Origin of the sequence: Streptomyces sp. NPDC101191 (assembly GCF_044767915.1) — a bacterium.
In the GTDB taxonomy this organism is placed as follows: Bacteria; Actinomycetota; Actinomycetes; order Streptomycetales; family Streptomycetaceae; genus Streptomyces.
Window position 1 is genome coordinate 111657 of sequence record NZ_JBIWOU010000016.1, and the last position, 17021, is coordinate 128677.

Consider the following 17021-nt stretch of genomic DNA (forward strand, 5'->3'; position numbering starts at 1 on the left):
ATAGACTGGCAAACACGAGTGATCACTCGCGTTTCTCAAGAATGCGAGCGACCTCTCGTGTTTGTCAATCTCGCCCAGAGAGCTGGGGACAGTCATGTCCGAGGAACCGAAGCCGCGCCGCCGCCAGGCACGCGGTGAGCGCCGCATCGCGCAGCTGCTCCAGGCAGCCGCGAACGTCTTCTGCGCCAACGGCTACACGGCGACCAGCACCAACGCGATCGCCCGCGAGGCGAGCGTCTCCCCGGGCACGCTCTACCAGTACTTCCCGAACAAGGAGGCCATCGCCGTCGAGCTGGGCGACCGGCTGCTCGCCCAGATGCGGGAGTACCACGGCCAGGCCTTCACACCCGCGAACCTGGCTCTCCCGCTGCCCCGACTGCTCGACGCCGTACTCGACCCGCTGATCGACTTCAACTGCCAGAACCCGGTCTTCCTCGCCCTCATGCACGGATCGGAGATCCCCGGCCGGATCGCGGAGGAGCACGACGCCCTGCACGCCTCCCTGCTCGCCCGGGTCGGCGATCTGATCGGCCACTACCTGCCCGGCAGCGACGCCGCCCAGCAGTCCCGGATCGCCGACATGGTCTTCGCCATCGTGAAGGCGGGGCTCGCCCTGATCCTGGCGGCACCCGAGGGGGCGGAGCGGGACGCGGTGGTCGCCGAGACCAAGACGGTGCTGCTGCGCTACCTCGACCCGATCATCGGCGAGGCGCTCGCCACGATTCCGAGCCCATGACCTCCCCGGTGACCGCGCCCTCCCGGCCGGACACCGCCCCGGCGCCCACCCCGCCGCGCGCCCCCACCTCCCGTCCACCGCGGGACACGCGTGCAATTCATACCCCCTAGGGGTATAGTCTGTGCTACTACGGCGTACGGCCCCCGCACCCGACGGGGACCCACGCACCGCACCACGCCCTCGAAGAGGAGACACGTCATGACCGCCGAGACGCAGACCGAACTCACCACCGTCTACCAGGTCAAGGGCATGACCTGCGGCCACTGCGAGGGCGCGGTCTCCAGCGAGATCTCCGAGATCGCCGGCGTCGCCTCGGTGAAGGCCGTCGCCGCCACCGGCCAGGTCACCGTGGTCTCGGCCGCCCCGCTCGACGAGGAGGCCGTCCGCGCCGCCGTCGACGAGGCGGGCTACGAGCTGGTCGGCCTCGCCTGAGACCACGGTCCCGGGGCCCGGTCCCGGGCGATCCCGGGCGATCCCGGGCGAGCCGTCCCGGCCCGCGATTCCGGCCGAGGGACCGACGCCACCGGGATCCCTCCCCGCAGCACCACCGCAGGGCCGTACGGTGACTACGTACGGCCCTGCTCCTGTTGGGAAACCGCTGCTGATGACCTCCACGATCACCGAGCTGACGATCGGCGGGATGACCTGCGCCTCCTGCGCGGCCCGCGTCGAGAAGAAGCTCAACCGCATGGACGGGGTGACGGCGACCGTCAACTACGCCACGGAGAAGGCGCGCGTCGAGCACCCCGCGGAGGTGCCCGTCGACGCGCTGATCGCCACCGTCGTCAGGACCGGCTACACCGCCGAGGAACCCCCGCCGCCGGAGCCCGCGCCCGAGCCGGAGGCCGCCGGGGAGGAGGAGCACGACCGGGACCCCGAGCTCGCCGCGCTCCGGCAGCGGCTCACCGTCTCCGCCGTGCTCTCGCTGCCGGTCGTCCTCCTCGCCATGGTCCCGTCCCTCCAGTTCGACAACTGGCAGTGGCTCTCCCTGACGCTCGCCGCCCCCGTGGTCGTCTGGGGCGGACTGCCCTTCCACCGGGCCGCCTGGACCAATCTGCGGCACGGCAACGCCACCATGGACACCCTCGTCTCGGTCGGCACCCTCGCCGCCTTCGGCTGGTCGCTCTGGGCCCTCTTCCTCGGCGACGCCGGCACCCGCGGCATGCGGCACGACTTCAGCCTCGCCGTCAGCCGCGACCACGCCTCCTCCACGATCTACCTGGAGGTCGCGGCCGGGGTCGTCACCTTCATCCTCCTCGGCCGCTACCTGGAGGCCCGCGCCAAGCGCAAGGCCGGCGCCGCCCTGCACGCCCTGCTGCGGCTGGGCGCCAAGGACGTGGCCGTGCTGCGCGGGGGCACGGAGGTACGGATCCCGGTGGCCGCGCTGCGCGTCGGCGACCGCTTCGTCGTCCGCCCCGGAGAGAAGATCGCCACCGACGGCACCGTCGCCGAGGGCGCCTCCGCCATCGACACGTCCCTGCTCACCGGCGAGTCCGTCCCGGTCGAGGCGACCCCCGGCGACCCCGTCACCGGAGGCTGCGTCAACACCTCCGGCCGCCTCGTCGTCGAGGCCACCCGGGTCGGCGCCGACACCCAGCTCGCCCGGATGGCCCAGCTCGTCGAGGACGCGCAGAACGGCAAGGCCCGGGTCCAGCGGCTCGCCGACCGGATCTCGGCCGTCTTCGTGCCCGTGGTGCTCCTCCTCGCCCTCGGCACCCTGGTCGCCTGGCTCCTCGTGACCAGCGACATCACCGCCGCCTTCACGGCCGCCGTGGCCGTCCTGATCATCGCCTGCCCCTGCGCCCTCGGTCTGGCCACCCCGACCGCCCTCATGGTCGGCACGGGGCGTGGAGCCCAGCTCGGCATCCTCATCAAGGGACCCGAGGTCCTGGAGTCCACGCGCCGCGTCGACACCGTCGTCCTCGACAAGACCGGCACCGTCACCACCGGCCGCATGGAGCTGACCGGGGTGCACGTGTACGGCGGCGCCTACGGCACCGGGCGCGCCGACGAGACCGAGCTGCTGCGCCTCGCGGGCGCCCTGGAGCACTCCTCCGAGCACCCCGTCGCCCGCGCGGTCGCGGCCGGCGCCGCGGCCCGCGTGGGCGAGCTGCCCGTACCGAAGTCCTTCGAGAACGTGCCGGGGCTCGGCGTGCGCGGCTCGGTCGACGGGCACCTGGTGCTGGTCGGGCGCGCCGCGCTGCTGGCCGCCGAGGAGATCGAGGTACCCGGCGAGACGGGCCCCGGGGTCGTCCACGTCGCCTGGGACGGGCGGGCCCGCGGCACCCTCACGGTCGCCGACGCGGTCAAGGAGACCAGCGCCGAGGCGGTCGTCCGGCTGCGCGGCCTGGGCCTGCGGCCGGTCCTGCTCACCGGGGACGGCCGGGCCGTGGCCGAGCGGGTGGCCGCCGAGGTCGGCATCGACGAGGTGGTCGCCGAGGTGCTGCCGCAGGACAAGGTGGCCGTGATCCGGCGACTCCAGGCCGAGGGGCGCACCGTGGCGATGGTCGGCGACGGGGTGAACGACGCCGCGGCCCTCGCGACGGCCGACCTGGGTCTGGCGATGGGCACCGGCACGGACGCGGCGATCGAGGCGAGCGACCTGACCCTGGTCCGCGGCGACCTGCGGGTGGCGGCGGACGCCATCCGGCTCTCCCGGCGCACCCTGGCCACGATCAAGGGCAATCTGGGCTGGGCCTTCGGCTACAACGTGGCCGCGCTGCCCCTGGCCGCGGCGGGTCTGCTCAACCCGATGATCGCGGGGCTCGCGATGGCCTTTTCGTCCGTTTTCGTGGTGACCAACAGCCTGCGATTGCGGCGATTCCGCTGAGTGATCATGCGAATTCACCTACATGTGACGCACAAGACCTTCACAAAGAGACCTAGATCACAGATATTTGGGGGTAACCATCTGGGCTGTTCGCGAGTCTAAGTGGGCGATGCCAAGAACGTCTTGGGGGACGTTCATGGGATGTCTTGGGGGACGTCCCAGGCAAGCGCGGCCGGGGCACGTGCACGGGGAGCTTTGAGCGGCCCTCCCGTACGTACCCCGGCAGACCGCGCGAACAGACGCCCGGCCCGGATCCCGTGGGGGGAATCCGCACCGGGGATATGGGAAGCGCCCCGTTCGCCGACCCGTGGGGGGATCGGCGGCGGGGCGCTTTCGCTCGGCGCGGTGCCGGCGGCCTGCGGTCAGCGGGCCTCGACCGGGACGAAGTCGCGCTCGACGACGCCGGTGTAGATCTGGCGCGGGCGGCCGATGCGGGAACCCGGCTCCTTGATCATCTCGTGCCACTGGGCGATCCAGCCCGGAAGGCGGCCGAGGGCGAAGAGCACGGTGAACATCTCGGTCGGGAAGCCCATCGCGCGGTAGATGAGGCCCGTGTAGAAGTCCACGTTCGGGTAGAGGTTGCGCGAGACGAAGTAGTCGTCGGAGAGCGCGTGCTCCTCCAGCTTGAGCGCGATGTCGAGCAGCTCGTCGGACTTGCCGAGGGCCGACAGGACGTCGTGCGCCGCCGCCTTGATGATCTTGGCGCGGGGGTCGAAGGACTTGTACACCCGGTGGCCGAAGCCCATCAGGCGGACGCCGTCCTCCTTGTTCTTCACCTTGCGGATGAAGGAATCGACGTCGCCACCGTTGGCCTGGATGCCCTCGAGCATCTCCAGGACGGACTGGTTGGCGCCACCGTGCAGCGGGCCCCACAGGGCCGAGATGCCGGCGGAGATCGAGGCGAACATGTTCGCCTGCGAGGAGCCGACCAGGCGGACGGTGGAGGTCGAACAGTTCTGCTCGTGGTCCGCGTGCAGGATCAGCAGCTTGTCGAGCGCGGAGACCACGACCGGGTCGAGGTCGTAGTCCTGGGCCGGGACCGAGAAGGTCATGCGCAGGAAGTTCTCGACGTACCCGAGGTCGTTACGCGGGTAGACGAACGGGTGACCGACCGACTTCTTGTACGCGTAGGCGGCGATGGTCGGCAGCTTGGCCAGCAGCCGGATCGTCGACAGGTGGCGCTGCTTCTCGTCGAACGGGTTGTGGCTGTCCTGGTAGAAGGTGGACAGCGCGGAGACCACGGAGGACAGCATCGCCATCGGGTGGGCGTCCCGCGGGAAGCCGCGGAAGAAGTTCTTGACGTCCTCGTGGACCAGCGTGTGCTGGGTGATCTCGTTCTGGAACGTCGTGAGCTCGTCCGCCGTCGGCAGCTCGCCGTTGATCAGCAGGTACGCCACCTCGAGGAAGGTGGACTGCTCGGCCAGCTGCTCGATCGGGTAGCCGCGGTACCGCAGGATGCCCTTCTCGCCGTCCAGGTAGGTGATGGCGGATTTGTAGGCGGCGGTGTTGCCGTATCCGCTGTCCAGGGTGACCAGACCGGTCTGGGCTCGGAGCTTCCCGATGTCGAAGCCCTTGTCGCCGACGGTGCTCTCGACCACCGGGTAGGTGTATTCACCGTCCGCGTACCGCAGTACTACAGAGTTGTCGCTCACGTCATCCCTCACCGACGTAGTGCCTCTTCTTCGAGGTGCCCTGACTGTCTCTACCATCCCCCATTTGGCTCAGGAGAGTGCACTCGGGGTCGACCATTGGGCCAATCGGCGGCACTCAGTGCCGCCAACCTGCTTATCCTGCCCCCTTCGCCCCGGTTCCGGAAGTCCTCCGTGATCTTTCACACGAGAGGGCCCCCTGTGAGCCGATGGGCCAGTGCGGTAAAGCGGCGACCGGCCGAAACCGTACGCACCGCCTGGGCTATCGCCTTACGGGAGCCGACCAGGACGACGAGCTTCCGGGCCCGGGTGACGGCCGTGTAGAGCAGGTTCCGCTGAAGCATCATCCAGGCGCTGGTGGTGACCGGGATCACCACCGCCGGATACTCGCTGCCCTGGGACCGGTGGATGGTCACAGCGTAGGCATGGGCCAGCTCGTCCAGCTCGTCGAACTCGTAGGCCACCTCCTCGTCCTCGTCGGTCCGCACGACGAGCCGCTGCTCGACCGGATCGAGGGAGGTCACGACGCCGACCGTGCCGTTGAAGACGCCGTTGGCGCCCTTCTCGTAGTTGTTGCGGATCTGGGTGACCTTGTCGCCCACCCGGAAGACCCGGCCACCGAAGCGCTTCTCGGGAAGGTCGGGGCGGGCCGGGGTGATCGCCTGCTGCAGCAGGCCGTTGAGCGAGCCGGCCCCGGCGGGGCCCCGGTGCATGGGGGTCAGCACCTGCACGTCCCGGCGCGGGTCGAGGCCGAACTTGGCGGGAATCCGGCGGGCCGCGACCTCCACGGCCACCCGGGCGGCGTCCTCGGTCTCCTCCTCGGCGAAGAGGAAGAAGTCCGGCAGGCCGTTCGTCACGGGCGGCAGGCCCTCGTTGATCCGGTGCGCGTTGGTGACCACCCCGGACTGCTGGGCCTGCCGGAAGATCCGGGTGAGCCGGACCGAGGGCACCGGGCTGCCCGGCGCGAGCAGATCGCCGAGGACCTCGCCGGCGCCGACCGAGGGCAACTGGTCGACGTCGCCCACCAGGAGCAGATGCGCACCCGGTGCCACGGCCTTGACCAGCTTGTTCGCGAGCAGCAGGTCCAGCATGGAGGCCTCGTCGACCACCACCAGATCGGCGTCGAGCGGCCGGTCCCGGTCGTAGGCGGCGTCGCCGCCGGGCTTGAGCTCCAGGAGCCGGTGCACGGTCGAGGCCTCGGCCCCGGTCAGCTCGGCCAGTCGCTTGGCGGCCCGCCCGGTGGGCGCGGCGAGCACCACCTTGGCCCGCTTGGCACGCGCCAGCTCCACGATGGAGCGGACCGTGAACGACTTGCCACAGCCGGGGCCGCCGGTCAGCACGGCGACCTTACGGGTCAGGGCGAGCCGCACGGCCGCCTCCTGCTCGGGCGCCAGCGAGGCCCCCGTACGGTCCGCGAGCCAGGCCAGGGCGCGGTCCCAGGCGACGTCCCGGAAGGCCGGCATCCGGTCCTCCTCTGCGGACAGCAGCCGCCGCACCTGACCGGCGAGGGACAGCTCGGCCCGGTGGAACGGGATCAGGAACACCCCCATCACGGGCAGGCCCTCCGGACCGGGCACCTTCTCCCGCACGACGCCCTCGGGGTCCTCGGCGAGTTCGCCGAGGCACTCGATGACCAGCCCGGTGTCGACCTGGAGGAGCTTCACCGCGTCGGAGATGAGGCGTTCCTCGGGGAGGAAGCAGTGCCCCTGGTCGGCGGACTGCGACAGCGCGTACTGCAGCCCGGCCCGGACCCGGTCGGGGCTGTCGTGCGGGATGCCGACGGCCTGGGCGAGCCGGTCGGCGGTGAGGAAGCCGATGCCCCAGACGTCGGCGGCGAGCCGGTAGGGCTGGTTCTTCACCACGGAGATCGAGGAGTCCCCGTACTTCTTGTAGATGCGTACGGCGATCGAGGTGGAGACGCCGACGCCCTGCAGGAAGACCATCACCTCCTTGATGGCCTTCTGCTCCTCCCAGGCCGCGGCGATGTTCTTGGTGCGCTTGGGACCCAGGCCCGGGACCTCGATCAGGCGCTGGGGCGACTCCTCCAGGATCCGGAGGGTGTCCAGGCCGAAGTGCGTGGTGATGCGGTCGGCGAAGACGGGCCCGATGCCCTTGATCAGGCCCGAGCCGAGATAGCGGCGGATGCCCTGGATGGTGGCCGGAAGGACGGTCGTGTAGTTCTCCACCGTGAACTGGCGCCCGTACTGCGGGTGGGAGCCCCAGCGCCCCTCCATCCGCAGGGACTCCCCCGGCTGGGCGCCGAGCAGCGACCCGACGACGGTCAGCAGGTCACCGGAGCCGCGGCCGGTGTCGACACGGGCGACCGTGTACCCGTTCTCCTCGTTGGCGTAGGTGATCCGCTCCAGGACCCCTTCGACCACTGCGGGATTGGACATGGTCCGACGGTAGCGAAGCCCTCGGACAGCCGGGGCCCCTGTGGACACCCGCGCGGCCGGGGCAGGGCACTCGGGCCGGCCGGGCCCCGCGCGTGCGGCGTCGTGCTCCCGTGCTCCCGTGCTCCGGTCCTCCCGCGCTCCCGTGCTCCCGTGCTCCCGTGCTCCCGTGCTCCACGGGATCCAAGGGATCCACGGGATCCACGGGATCCACGGGATCCACGGGATCCACGGGATCCACGGGATCATTCGTGTACGTGCCACCCCCGCCCGGGAGACGGCCCCGCGCCGGGCGGTTCCCCCGGCCCGCCCTCCCGGCATGCCGACGGAAGGGGCGGACCTTAGCGTTTCCGGTATGAGTGACACCGCGCGTGAGTCGTCGTTCGAGGACGACGTCCTGCAGGAGCTCGGCGACGACAGGCTCCAGGAGATCTCCGGGCTGTTCGGCACGGACGCCCCCGGGGCACTGCAGCTCGTGCGCAGTTCGGTGGCCGAGCTCTCCGGCGAACTGCGCTCCGCCGCCGCCGAGCCGGTCAGTGCCGACGAGGTCCGGGCCGCCTTCGCCGAGGTCTCCACGGCCGAGCCGCCGCTCCGCGGCGTCGCCACGTTCGGCGGCCTGGCGAGCGACGGCCTGATGGCCGGCGTCCTGGGCAAGCTGGCCCGGCCCGCGGCCGACGCGGTCGCGAAGAGGACCGGCCTCCCGGCCCCGACCGTGCACCGCGCGGTCGACCTGCTCGTCCCGGTCGTCCTGGCCGTGCTGACCCGGCGCGCGACGGCGAAGCGGGGCGCCGGGCTCGGGGACATCCTGGGCGGCGGGGCGCGGAGGTAGGGCGCGCGCCGAGCCCGGACAGCAGGGCGCGCCGGGCACGGACCACCCGCGCACCCCGGCTACGCGTCCTCCGTGTGCGCCCCTGCGCCCGCGGGTCCTCCCGTGTGCGAACCCCTCCCGCACACCCCCTCCCGCTCACCCCGCTCCCTCACACCGCCAGGAACGCCGCCAGGGTCTCCTCCAGGACCTCCGCCCCGTCCCTCCGCCACAGCGCGTCGTTGAACAGCTCCACCTCCACCGGGCCGGTGTAGCCCGCCTTCTCGACGAGGGCGGCCCAGGCCGGCAGGTCGATCGCCCCCGTGCCCAACTGCCCACGTCCGTCGAGGACTCCGGCCGGCAGGGGCGTGGTCCAGTCGGCGAGCTGGAAGGAGTGGACACGGCCGGCCGCGCCCGCGCGGGCGACCGCGGCCGGGGCGCGCTCGTCCCACCAGAGGTGGTAGGTGTCGACGACCACGCCGACCTGCTCGGCCGGGAAGCGCTCGGCGATGTCCAGGGCCTGGTCCAGGGTGGAGATCGCGCAGCGGTCGGAGGCGTACATCGGGTGGAGGGGCTCGATGGCGAGCCGGACCCCCCGCTCCCCCGCGTACGGCGCGAGCGCCCCGATCGCCTCGGCGATGCGGGTCCGGGCCCCGGCCAGGTCCCGACTGCCGGGCGGCAGGCCGCCGGAGACGAGCACCAGGGTGTCGGTGCCGAGGGTCACGCATTCGTCGATCGCGGCACGGTTCTCCTCCTCCCACCCCTCGGTCGTGAAGAAGCCGCCCCGGCAGAGGGTGGTGACGGCCAGCCCGGCCCCGCGAACGAGCGCGGCCGCGGCCTCGACCCCGTACTCCTGGACGGGCGCGCGCCACAGGCCGACCCCGGGGACGCCCAGGCGGACGCAGTGGGCGACGAGGTCCGGGAGCGCGAGCTGCCTGACGGTCATCTGGTTGACGCTGAAGCGGTCGAGGTTCACCGGGACACCCCGTACACGTCGAGCAGGGACCGCATCCGGGACTCCGCCAGCGCCGGGTCGGGGAACAGTCCCAGGCCGTCGGCGAGTTCGTAGGCGCGGGCGAGGTGGGGGAGCGAGCGGGCGGACTGGAGGCCGCCGACCATCACGAAGTGCTCCTGGTGGCCGGCCAGCCAGGCCAGGAACACCACACCCGTCTTGTAGAAGCGGGTCGGCGCCTGGAAGAGGTGGCGGGAGAGCTCGACGGTCGGGTCGAGGAGCTTGCGGAAGCCCGCCCTGTCCCCCGTGTCGAGGACCCGGACGGCCTCTGCGGCCAGCGGGCCGAGCGGGTCGAAGATGCCGAGCAGCGCGTGGCTGAACCGCCCGCCGTCCGGCGGGTCCTCGCCCGCGATCAGTTCGGGGTAGTGGAAGTCGTCGCCCGTGTAGCAGCGGACGCCGTCGGGGAGCCGGCGCCGCAGGTCGACCTCCCGCCCGGCGTCCAGGAGCGAGATCTTGACGCCGTCGACCTTGTCGGGGTGGGCCGCGATCACCTCCAGGAGGGTCCCGGTCGCCGCGTCCAGGTCGGCCGAGCCCCAGTAACCCTCCAGGGCCGGATCGAACATGGGGCCGAGCCAGTGCAGGACGACCGGTTCCGCGGCCTGGCGGAGCACCTGGCCGTACACCTCCGCGTAGTCCTCGGGTCCCCGGGCCGCGGCCGCGAGCGCGCGGGAGGCCATGACGACGGCCTGGGCGCCCGTCTCCTCGACGACCGCGAGCTGTTCCTCGTAGGCCGCGCGGACGGCCGGCAGACCGGCCGGGCCGGTGAGCTGGTCGGTGCCGACGCCGCAGGCGATCCGGCCGCCGACGGCGCGCGCCTCCGCCGCGCTGCGGCGGATCAGTTCGGCCGCGCCGGTCCAGTCGAGGCCCATGCCGCGCTGGGCGGTGTCCATCGCCTCGGCGACGCCGAGTCCGTGGGACCACAGGTGGCGGCGGAAGGCGAGGGTGGCGTCCCAGTCGACGGCGGCGGGTGCGTCGGGGGTGGTGTCGGCGTACGGGTCGGCGACGACGTGCGCGGCGGAGAAGACCGTACGGGAGGTCAGCGGGCCGCCGGTCGTGGCCGCGAGGGGTTCGGCGCGCGGTGCGTACGCCCGCAGCTCCCCGCCCGGACCGGGCAGCCGGATCACAGGGTCACCTCCGGGACCTGCAGGCGGCGGCCCTCCGCGGCGGAGCGCAGGCCGAGTTCGGCGAGCTGGACGCCGCGCGCGCCCGCGAGCAGGTCCCAGTGGTAGGGCTCGCCGAGGACGACGTGGCGCAGGAAGAGCTCCCACTGGGCCTTGAAGCCGTTGTCGAACCCGGTGTTGTCGGGGACCTCCTGCCATTGCGCGCGGAAGGACTCGGTCGCCGGTATGTCGGGGTTCCAGACCGGCTTGGGTGTCGCGGAGCGGTGCTGGACGCGGCAGTCGCGCAGGCCGGCGACGGCGGAGCCGTGGGTGCCGTCGACCTGGAACTCCACCAGTTCGTCGCGGTGCACGCGGACCGCCCAGGAGGAGTTGATCTGGGCGACGGCGCCGCCCTCCAGCTGGAAGATGCCGTACGCGGCGTCGTCGGCGGTCGCCTCGTAGGGCTTGCCCCGCTCGTCCCAGCGGCGCGGGACGTGGGTGGCGACGTGGGCGGTGACGGTGGTGACCCGGCCGAAGAGCTCGTGGAGCACGTACTCCCAGTGCGGGAACATGTCGACGACGATGCCGCCGCCGTCCTCGGCGCGGTAGTTCCAGCTGGGGCGCTGGGCCTCCTGCCAGTCGCCCTCGAAGACCCAGTAGCCGAACTCGCCGCGCACGGACAGGATCTCGCCGAAGAAGCCGCCGTCGACGAGCCGCTTCAGCTTGCGCAGGCCCGGCAGGAAGAGCTTGTCCTGGACGACGCCGTGGCGGACGCCGGCGTCACGGGCGAGCCGGGCGAGTTCCAGCGCTCCGGCGAGGTCGGTGGCGGTGGGCTTCTCGGTGTAGACGTGCTTGCCCGCGGCGATCGCCTTGGTGATCGCGTCGACGCGGGCGGAGGTGACCTGGGCGTCGAAGTACACGTCGACGGTGTCGTCGGCGAGCACGGCGTCCAGGTCGGTGGACCACTCGGTCAGCCCGTGGCGCTCGGCGAGGGCGCGCAGGGCGGGCTCGCGGCGACCGACGAGGACCGGCTCGGGCCACAGCGTCTCGCCGTCGCCGAGGTCGAGTCCGCCCTGCTCGCGCAGGGCCAGGATCGAGCGGACGAGGTGCTGGCGGTAACCCATGCGTCCGGTGACGCCGTTCATGGCGATGCGGACCGTTCTGCGTGTCACGAAGGTGTTCCTCTCCCCGGCGAGCCGTACTCCACAGGACGGAAAGCACGATGGAAAGCGCTTTCTATCGTGCCGGACGCTAGCCTGCCGACATCACCGCCGACAAGGGCCCTGGAGGTACGCACGCGATGACCGTCACCTTGGCGGACGTGGCCGCTCGCGCACGGGTCTCCCCCGCGACCGTCTCCCGCGTCCTCAACGGCAACTACCCGGTCGCCGCCGCCACCCGCGAACGGGTCATGCGCGCGGTCGACGAGCTGGACTACGTCCCCAACGGTCCCGCGAGCTCGCTCGCCGCCGCCACCTCCGACCTGGTCGGCGTGCTGGTCAACGACATCGCCGACCCCTTCTTCGGGATCATGGCCGGGGCCGCGCAGGGCGCCATCGGCGAGGCCGGGGCGGGCCGCGCCGGCGGCGAGAAGCTGGCCGTCGTCTGCAACACCGGCGGGTCGCCCGAGCGTGAGCTCACCTATCTGACCCTGCTCCAGCGGCAGCGGGCCGCCGCCGTGATCCTCACCGGTGGCTCGCTGGAGGACCCCGGGCACCTGGCGGCGGTGACGGCCAAGCTGACGAGGCTCACGGACGCCGGCACCCGGGTCGTGCTGTGCGGGCGACCCCCGCTCCCGGGTCTGGCCGCCTCGACCCTCGCCTTCGACAACCGGGCCGGGGCGCGCCGGCTCACCGAGCACCTGCTGACGCTCGGCCACCGGCGGATCGGCTACGTCGCGGGGCCGGCCGACCGCACCACGACCCGGCACCGCCTGGAGGGCCACCGCGAGGCGCTGCGCGCGGCCGGGACCGGCGAGGGACCCACGGTCCACGGCCCCTACGACCGGTCGTCCGGCTACGACGCCACGATCGAACTCCTGCGCCTCGAACCGGAACTGACGGCCGTCGTCGCCGCGAACGACACGGTCGCGCTCGGCGTCTGCGCAGCCCTGCGCGACCGGGGCCTGAGCATCCCCGGCGACGTCTCCGTGGCGGGCTTCGACGACCTGCCGTTCGCGGTCGACGTCGTCCCCGCGCTCACCACCGTACGGCTGCCGTTGCACGAGGCCGGGGCCAGGGCCGGGCGCCTCGCCCTCGGCACGGAGGACACGCCGCCGGGCGGCCTGGCGACCGTCCCGGCGGAGGTCGTGGTGCGGGGGTCGACGGGGCGGCCGCGCGTGACGGGCGGCGAAGGGGTCAGTAGTAGCGGCTCATGATCTCCGTCGACCACTCCGGCTGGTCGACCGGGCCCTGCGGGCCGAACTCCGTCATGTACGGCTTGATGTCGAGCCCGGGGGTGCCGTCGACCGCGTCGAGCCCCTGGACGTGGACGTCGAGGCCGTCGACGCGGAGGAGGCGGCAGCGGGAGACACCGAGGCGGTTGGGGCGGTTCTTGCCACGCTGGGCGAAGATGCCGACGAGCGGCCAGTCGGTGTTGCCGCGCGGATGGCGGGCCCCGGTCTCGATCCTCTCCTCCGGCACCCGGTCGAAGTGGTAGACCACCTCCAGGTGGGAGAACGCGTCGAGGCCGGCCAGCGCCTCCGGGCCGAACCGGGCGGCGTCGAGCCGGACGACGGCCGTCACGTCGCCCCACGCGTCGTCACGGACGTCGCCGCGACCACCGACGACCCGGCCGACCGGCAGGGCGACGACGGGCTGGGCGACCGCGGGCTGCTCGGTCTGCTCGGTCATGGGGCGGTCTCCTCCTGAGGCGGGTCGACGGGGGACGGGGGCGGCCGCCGGGCGTCCGTGGCGGCCGTCGGGGCGGGCTCGTACGGCGGGTGCACGGGTGGGTTTCGTACGAACGCCGGGCGGAAGGGGGCGTGTGGTGGACGTGCGGGTCCGTGCGGCAGGCGGGCGGGCGGGCGGCTCGTGCGCGCGCCGTACGGGCGATCCGTCCCGCCGATCCATCCCGGCGATCCGTCCAGACGATTCGTCTGGACGATTCGCACGGCCCCGCTCAGGCGGGTCGTACGGCGCTGTCCAGACCGACCGCCGCCAGCACCGCCGCCACCGTCTCCTCGACGGTCTGTTCCGCGTTGTCGATCCAGACGCCCTCGCCCGTGAGTTCGGCGCGCATGGCCTCGTCGAGGAAGGCCCAGTTGGTCGTCAGGCGCTTGTGGCGGGCGTTGTTGCGCTCCCAGGCCTTCTCGGGGCCCGGGGCCAGGACGACCAGGTGCAGCGGTCCCGACGTCACCTGGGAGCGGTAGTAGTCGAGGTGGGAGCGGCGCACCACCACGTCGTCGAGGACCGGCAGGAAGCCGGCGGTGACGAAACTGTCCGCCAGGAGGCAGGCGTTCCGGGCGCGGAGCAGGATCTGCCGGTCGGCCTCCGGGTCGCCGTCGGGAGTGGGCCAGTGGCAGCCCTCGACGACGAGCTCCTGGAGCCTGTCGACCTCGATGTGCGCGGAGCGGGCGAAGCGGGCCGCGAGGGCCGCCGCGACGGTGCTCTTGCCGCTGCCGGGGATGCCGACGAGGAGGACGGTCCCGGGCGCCGGCTCGGGGCTGTCGACGGTGACGTTCTCGAAGGTCATGCGGGGCGGCCTCTCAGCACCGTACGGTCACTTGGCCGTGACACAGTAGCCGGGCCGGCCCGGGGAGTCGATCATGTATTCGGCGCGCAGCAGGTAGTCGGACGGTCCGCAGTGCGGCTCGTCGGCGACGCGGTACTCGGCGAGCGGCGAGCCGCAGTCCACCTTCAGCAGCGTCTGCTCGGGCCACTCCGCCGTGTTCCGGACGCAGTCGCCGACGGAGAGCCCGGCCGCCTCGCCGTCGTCCTCGCCGTCCGCGAGCAGTCCGATCACGACCAGCACCGGGATCGCCGCGAGGGCGAGGGCCAGCGGGGTGAGGACCAGCATCGCGGGCGCGCGCCGCAGCACCCGCCGCCCCGGGTCCAGGGGCGGCCGCTGGGCGCCGTTCGGCTCGGGCAGCCGGCGGAAGGCGGCGCGGGCGCCGAGGTTGCCGAGCACGACGAACGGCGTGACGAAGAAGGAGAGGAGGCCCCACCAGCCGGTCACCAGGGTCTCGGAGGTCATCTTCCGGTAGACGGCGAGGCCGCAGGTCCGGCAGAGGACGCCACGACGGGTGACCGTGCGCATGATGACGACCATGCCCTGGTGGGCACGTACGGTCGCCGCCGCCGCGGGCTGCGCGCCGCACACGTCGCAGCCCTGGGGCGCGGGAGCGCCGTAGGGCTGCGCCTGCGGGTACGGATGCGGCTGCTGCGGCGGGTACGGCTGGGGCTGCTGCGGGTACGGCTGCGACGGGTACGGCTGGTGGTTCTGCGGCGGGTACGGCTGGTGAGGCGGCGGCTGATGACCGGTCATGTCGTGGTGGCTCCCCCGTGGGACGTCGGCACCAGCACCTTAGCCCCCGGCTTCTCTACGGCCCTGCGCTGCAAGGACGTCAGCGCCACTCCCGCGACCAGGAGGGCCGCGGCGCCCCAGCGCAGCGGGCTGACCGGCTCGCCGAGGACGAGCGCGGCGGAGGACATGCCGAAGACGGGGACCAGGAGTGAGAAGGGGGCCACTGAGGAGGCCGGGTGGCGGCGCAGCAGCCAGCCCCAGACGCCGAAGCCGAAGACGGTGGTGATCCAGGCGACGTAGGCGATGACGCCCACGCCGGTCCAGTCGAGCGCGCGCAGGGCGTCCAGGTCCCGCTGCGGGCCCTCGATCAGGAGGGACAGGGCGAGCAGCGGCAGGACGGGCACGGTGCTGACCCAGACCATGAAGTTGAGCGGGTCCGGCGGGGCGGCCTTGCGGGTGAGCACGTTGGAGACGCCCCAGCAGACGGCCGCGGCGATCACCAGGGCGAAGCCGGTGAGGGAGCCGGACGCGCCTTCGTCGAGGGCGGCGAGGCCGATGCCGGCGAGGGCGACGCCCATGCCGAGCACCTTGATCCGGTCGGGGCGCTCGCCGAGCGCGAGGAAGGCGAAGAGGGCGGTGAACACCGCCTGGACCTGGAGGACCAGGGAGGACAGGCCGGCCGGGGCGCCGAGGCTCATTCCGGTGAAGAGCAGGCCGAACTTGGCCACGCCGAGCGCCAGCCCGACGCCCACGATCCACTTCCACGCGACCTTGGGGCGGCCGACGAGGAAGACGGCCGGCAGGGCCGCGACGAGGAAGCGGAGCGCGGAGAAGAGCAGCGGGGGGAAGTGGTCGAGGCCGATCTCGATGACGACGAAGTTGACTCCCCAGAGGGCGGCGACCAGGGCGGCGAGAGCGATGTGGGCGGGGCGCATACGCATGAGGATCGCCCGACCGGAACGTGTAGCACCAGCACGGATTCCTTCATGGTTGGATGAAGCATCACTACATCCACGGCGCCCCTGGGAGGCTCGTGTGCTGGATCTCGGACGTCTGCGGGCACTGCACGCCGTCGCCGTGCACGGCACGGTCGGCGCCGCCGCCACCGCCCTCGGCTACACCCCTTCGGCCGTCTCCCAGCAGATCGCCAAGCTGGAACGGGAGACCCGTACGACCCTGCTCGAACGCAGCGGCCGGGGCGTGCGCCTCACCGACGAGGCCCGTCAGCTCGCCGACACCGCCGAGCGGCTGCTGTCGCTGGTCGAGGAGGCCGAGGTGCGCCTGGAGGAGCGGCGCGGGCTGCCGGCGGGCCGGCTGCGGATCGGCTGCTTCGCGAGCGCCGCGCGCGGCCTGATGCCGCGGGTGCTGGCGGACCTGGCGCGCCGTCACCCGAACCTCGACGCCCGCCTGTCGGAGGTGGACCCGCACCTGTCCGTCGACCTGGTGGCGCGGGGCGTGCTCGACCTGGCCGTGGCGCACGACTGGGACATCGCCCCGCTCCCCGTACCGCCGGGCGTGGAGCAGGCGGTGATCGGCGACGACCGCTGCGACATCCTCGTACCGCGGGAGCACCCGCTGGCGACGCGGGACACGGTGCGGCGCGAGGAGCTCAGCCAGGAGCGCTGGATCACCCAGCCGCCCGGGACGGTGTGCCACGACTGGTTGATGCGGACGCTGCGGGCCACCGGGTACGAGCCGCTGATCGCCCATCAGGCCGAGGAGAACCACACGCAGGTGGCGCTGGTCGCGGCGGGGCTCGGGATCGCCCTCGTGCCGCGGCTCGGGCGCGGAACCCTGCCGCCGGAGGCGGTGCCGCTGCGGCTCGACCCGATCCCGACCCGGCGGCTGCGCGCCCTGTGGCGGACCGGCGCCGCCCGCCGACCGGCGATCACCGAGACGGTCCGCACGCTCCAGGGCCTCTGGCCCGAGGTCGCCTCGACGGAGTGAGCCGCCGGCGGCGGGGCGGGCGAGGGCGGTCGGAGTGCCGGCGCGCGCGGGCGGTCGGGGTGCCGGCGCGCGAGGGCGGGCGGAA

Annotated in this window: 15 protein-coding genes; 6 read left to right on the plus strand and 9 right to left on the minus strand. The window is 72.8% G+C overall.

Going from position 1 to position 17021, the window contains the following annotated elements; translation table 11 throughout:
• Window positions 1-94 precede the first annotated feature (94 nt).
• The 3 genes from ACIRQF_RS37580 (at window position 95) to ACIRQF_RS37590 (ending at window position 3566) form a co-directional block, all read left to right on the plus strand.
• The gene (locus ACIRQF_RS37580) at window positions 95-736 is read left to right on the plus strand and encodes a TetR/AcrR family transcriptional regulator (RefSeq protein WP_382482468.1); all 642 of its coding nucleotides are present in this window, start codon (window positions 95-97) and stop codon (window positions 734-736) included.
• A gap of 198 nt (window positions 737-934) precedes the next feature.
• A complete protein-coding gene (locus ACIRQF_RS37585; protein ID WP_404099453.1) occupies window positions 935-1168 on the plus strand; it encodes a heavy-metal-associated domain-containing protein in 234 nt (77 codons plus the stop codon).
• A gap of 172 nt (window positions 1169-1340) precedes the next feature.
• Window positions 1341-3566 (plus strand): heavy metal translocating P-type ATPase, encoded by a 2226-nt coding sequence (locus ACIRQF_RS37590; RefSeq protein WP_404099454.1) that lies wholly within the window; start codon window positions 1341-1343, stop codon window positions 3564-3566.
• A 362-nt stretch (window positions 3567-3928) separates the two neighbouring features.
• Here ACIRQF_RS37590 and ACIRQF_RS37595 read toward each other — a convergent pair whose 3' ends face one another.
• Entirely contained in the window at window positions 3929-5218 is a 1290-nt protein-coding gene (locus tag ACIRQF_RS37595) for a citrate synthase (RefSeq protein ID WP_376630622.1), read from the minus strand.
• A 179-nt stretch (window positions 5219-5397) separates the two neighbouring features.
• Complete coding sequence (locus tag ACIRQF_RS37600) at window positions 5398-7611, minus strand: ATP-dependent RecD-like DNA helicase (RefSeq protein ID WP_404099456.1); 2214 nt, start codon at window positions 7609-7611, stop codon at window positions 5398-5400.
• Between the two features lie 352 nt (window positions 7612-7963).
• Here ACIRQF_RS37600 and ACIRQF_RS37605 point away from each other — a divergent pair, with 352 nt between their 5' ends.
• Window positions 7964-8437, plus strand: coding sequence for a DUF937 domain-containing protein (locus tag ACIRQF_RS37605; RefSeq protein WP_404099458.1), 474 nt, complete (start codon window positions 7964-7966; stop codon window positions 8435-8437).
• Between the two features lie 148 nt (window positions 8438-8585).
• On the opposite strand, the gene ACIRQF_RS37610 is transcribed toward ACIRQF_RS37605, so the two are convergent.
• From ACIRQF_RS37610 to ACIRQF_RS37620, 3 genes are read right to left on the minus strand one after another with little or no spacing between them, the layout of a single operon-like run.
• Window positions 8586-9359, minus strand: coding sequence for a sugar phosphate isomerase/epimerase family protein (locus ACIRQF_RS37610; RefSeq protein ID WP_404099511.1), 774 nt, complete (start codon window positions 9357-9359; stop codon window positions 8586-8588).
• Between the two features lie 26 nt (window positions 9360-9385).
• Complete coding sequence (locus ACIRQF_RS37615; protein ID WP_404099460.1) at window positions 9386-10549, minus strand: dihydrodipicolinate synthase family protein; 1164 nt, start codon at window positions 10547-10549, stop codon at window positions 9386-9388.
• Window positions 10546-11697 (minus strand): Gfo/Idh/MocA family protein, encoded by a 1152-nt coding sequence (locus ACIRQF_RS37620; RefSeq protein WP_376630629.1) that lies wholly within the window; start codon window positions 11695-11697, stop codon window positions 10546-10548. The genes ACIRQF_RS37615 and ACIRQF_RS37620 overlap by 4 nt, the downstream gene beginning before the upstream one ends.
• Window positions 11698-11825: 128 nt before the next feature.
• On the opposite strand from ACIRQF_RS37620, the gene ACIRQF_RS37625 reads away from it, so the two are divergent.
• Complete coding sequence (locus ACIRQF_RS37625) at window positions 11826-12902, plus strand: LacI family DNA-binding transcriptional regulator (RefSeq protein WP_404099463.1); 1077 nt, start codon at window positions 11826-11828, stop codon at window positions 12900-12902.
• Here the strand turns inward: ACIRQF_RS37625 and ACIRQF_RS37630 are convergent.
• The 4 genes from ACIRQF_RS37630 to ACIRQF_RS37645 all read right to left on the minus strand — a co-directional run bounded on the left by ACIRQF_RS37630 (window position 12883) and on the right by ACIRQF_RS37645 (window position 15924).
• Window positions 12883-13377, minus strand: a complete 495-nt coding sequence (locus tag ACIRQF_RS37630; protein ID WP_404099466.1) for an SAM-dependent methyltransferase — start codon at window positions 13375-13377, stop codon at window positions 12883-12885. The two genes, ACIRQF_RS37625 and ACIRQF_RS37630, sit on opposite strands and share 20 nt — an antisense overlap.
• 268 nt (window positions 13378-13645) lie before the next feature.
• On the minus strand, window positions 13646-14218 hold the full coding sequence (locus tag ACIRQF_RS37635; protein WP_404099469.1) for an AAA family ATPase: 573 nt from the start codon (window positions 14216-14218) through the stop codon (window positions 13646-13648).
• Between the two features lie 27 nt (window positions 14219-14245).
• Complete coding sequence (locus ACIRQF_RS37640) at window positions 14246-15010, minus strand: hypothetical protein (RefSeq protein WP_404099471.1); 765 nt, start codon at window positions 15008-15010, stop codon at window positions 14246-14248.
• Window positions 15007-15924 carry an EamA family transporter gene (locus ACIRQF_RS37645; RefSeq protein ID WP_404099474.1) on the minus strand — a complete coding sequence of 306 codons (918 nt, stop codon included), beginning with the start codon at window positions 15922-15924 and terminating at the stop codon, window positions 15007-15009. Before ACIRQF_RS37645 ends, ACIRQF_RS37640 begins: the two co-directional genes overlap by 4 nt.
• Window positions 15925-16024: 100 nt before the next feature.
• Here ACIRQF_RS37645 and ACIRQF_RS37650 point away from each other — a divergent pair, with 100 nt between their 5' ends.
• Entirely contained in the window at window positions 16025-16936 is a 912-nt protein-coding gene (locus tag ACIRQF_RS37650) for a LysR substrate-binding domain-containing protein (RefSeq protein WP_404099478.1), read from the plus strand.
• The last annotated feature ends 85 nt before the right edge of the window (window positions 16937-17021 follow it).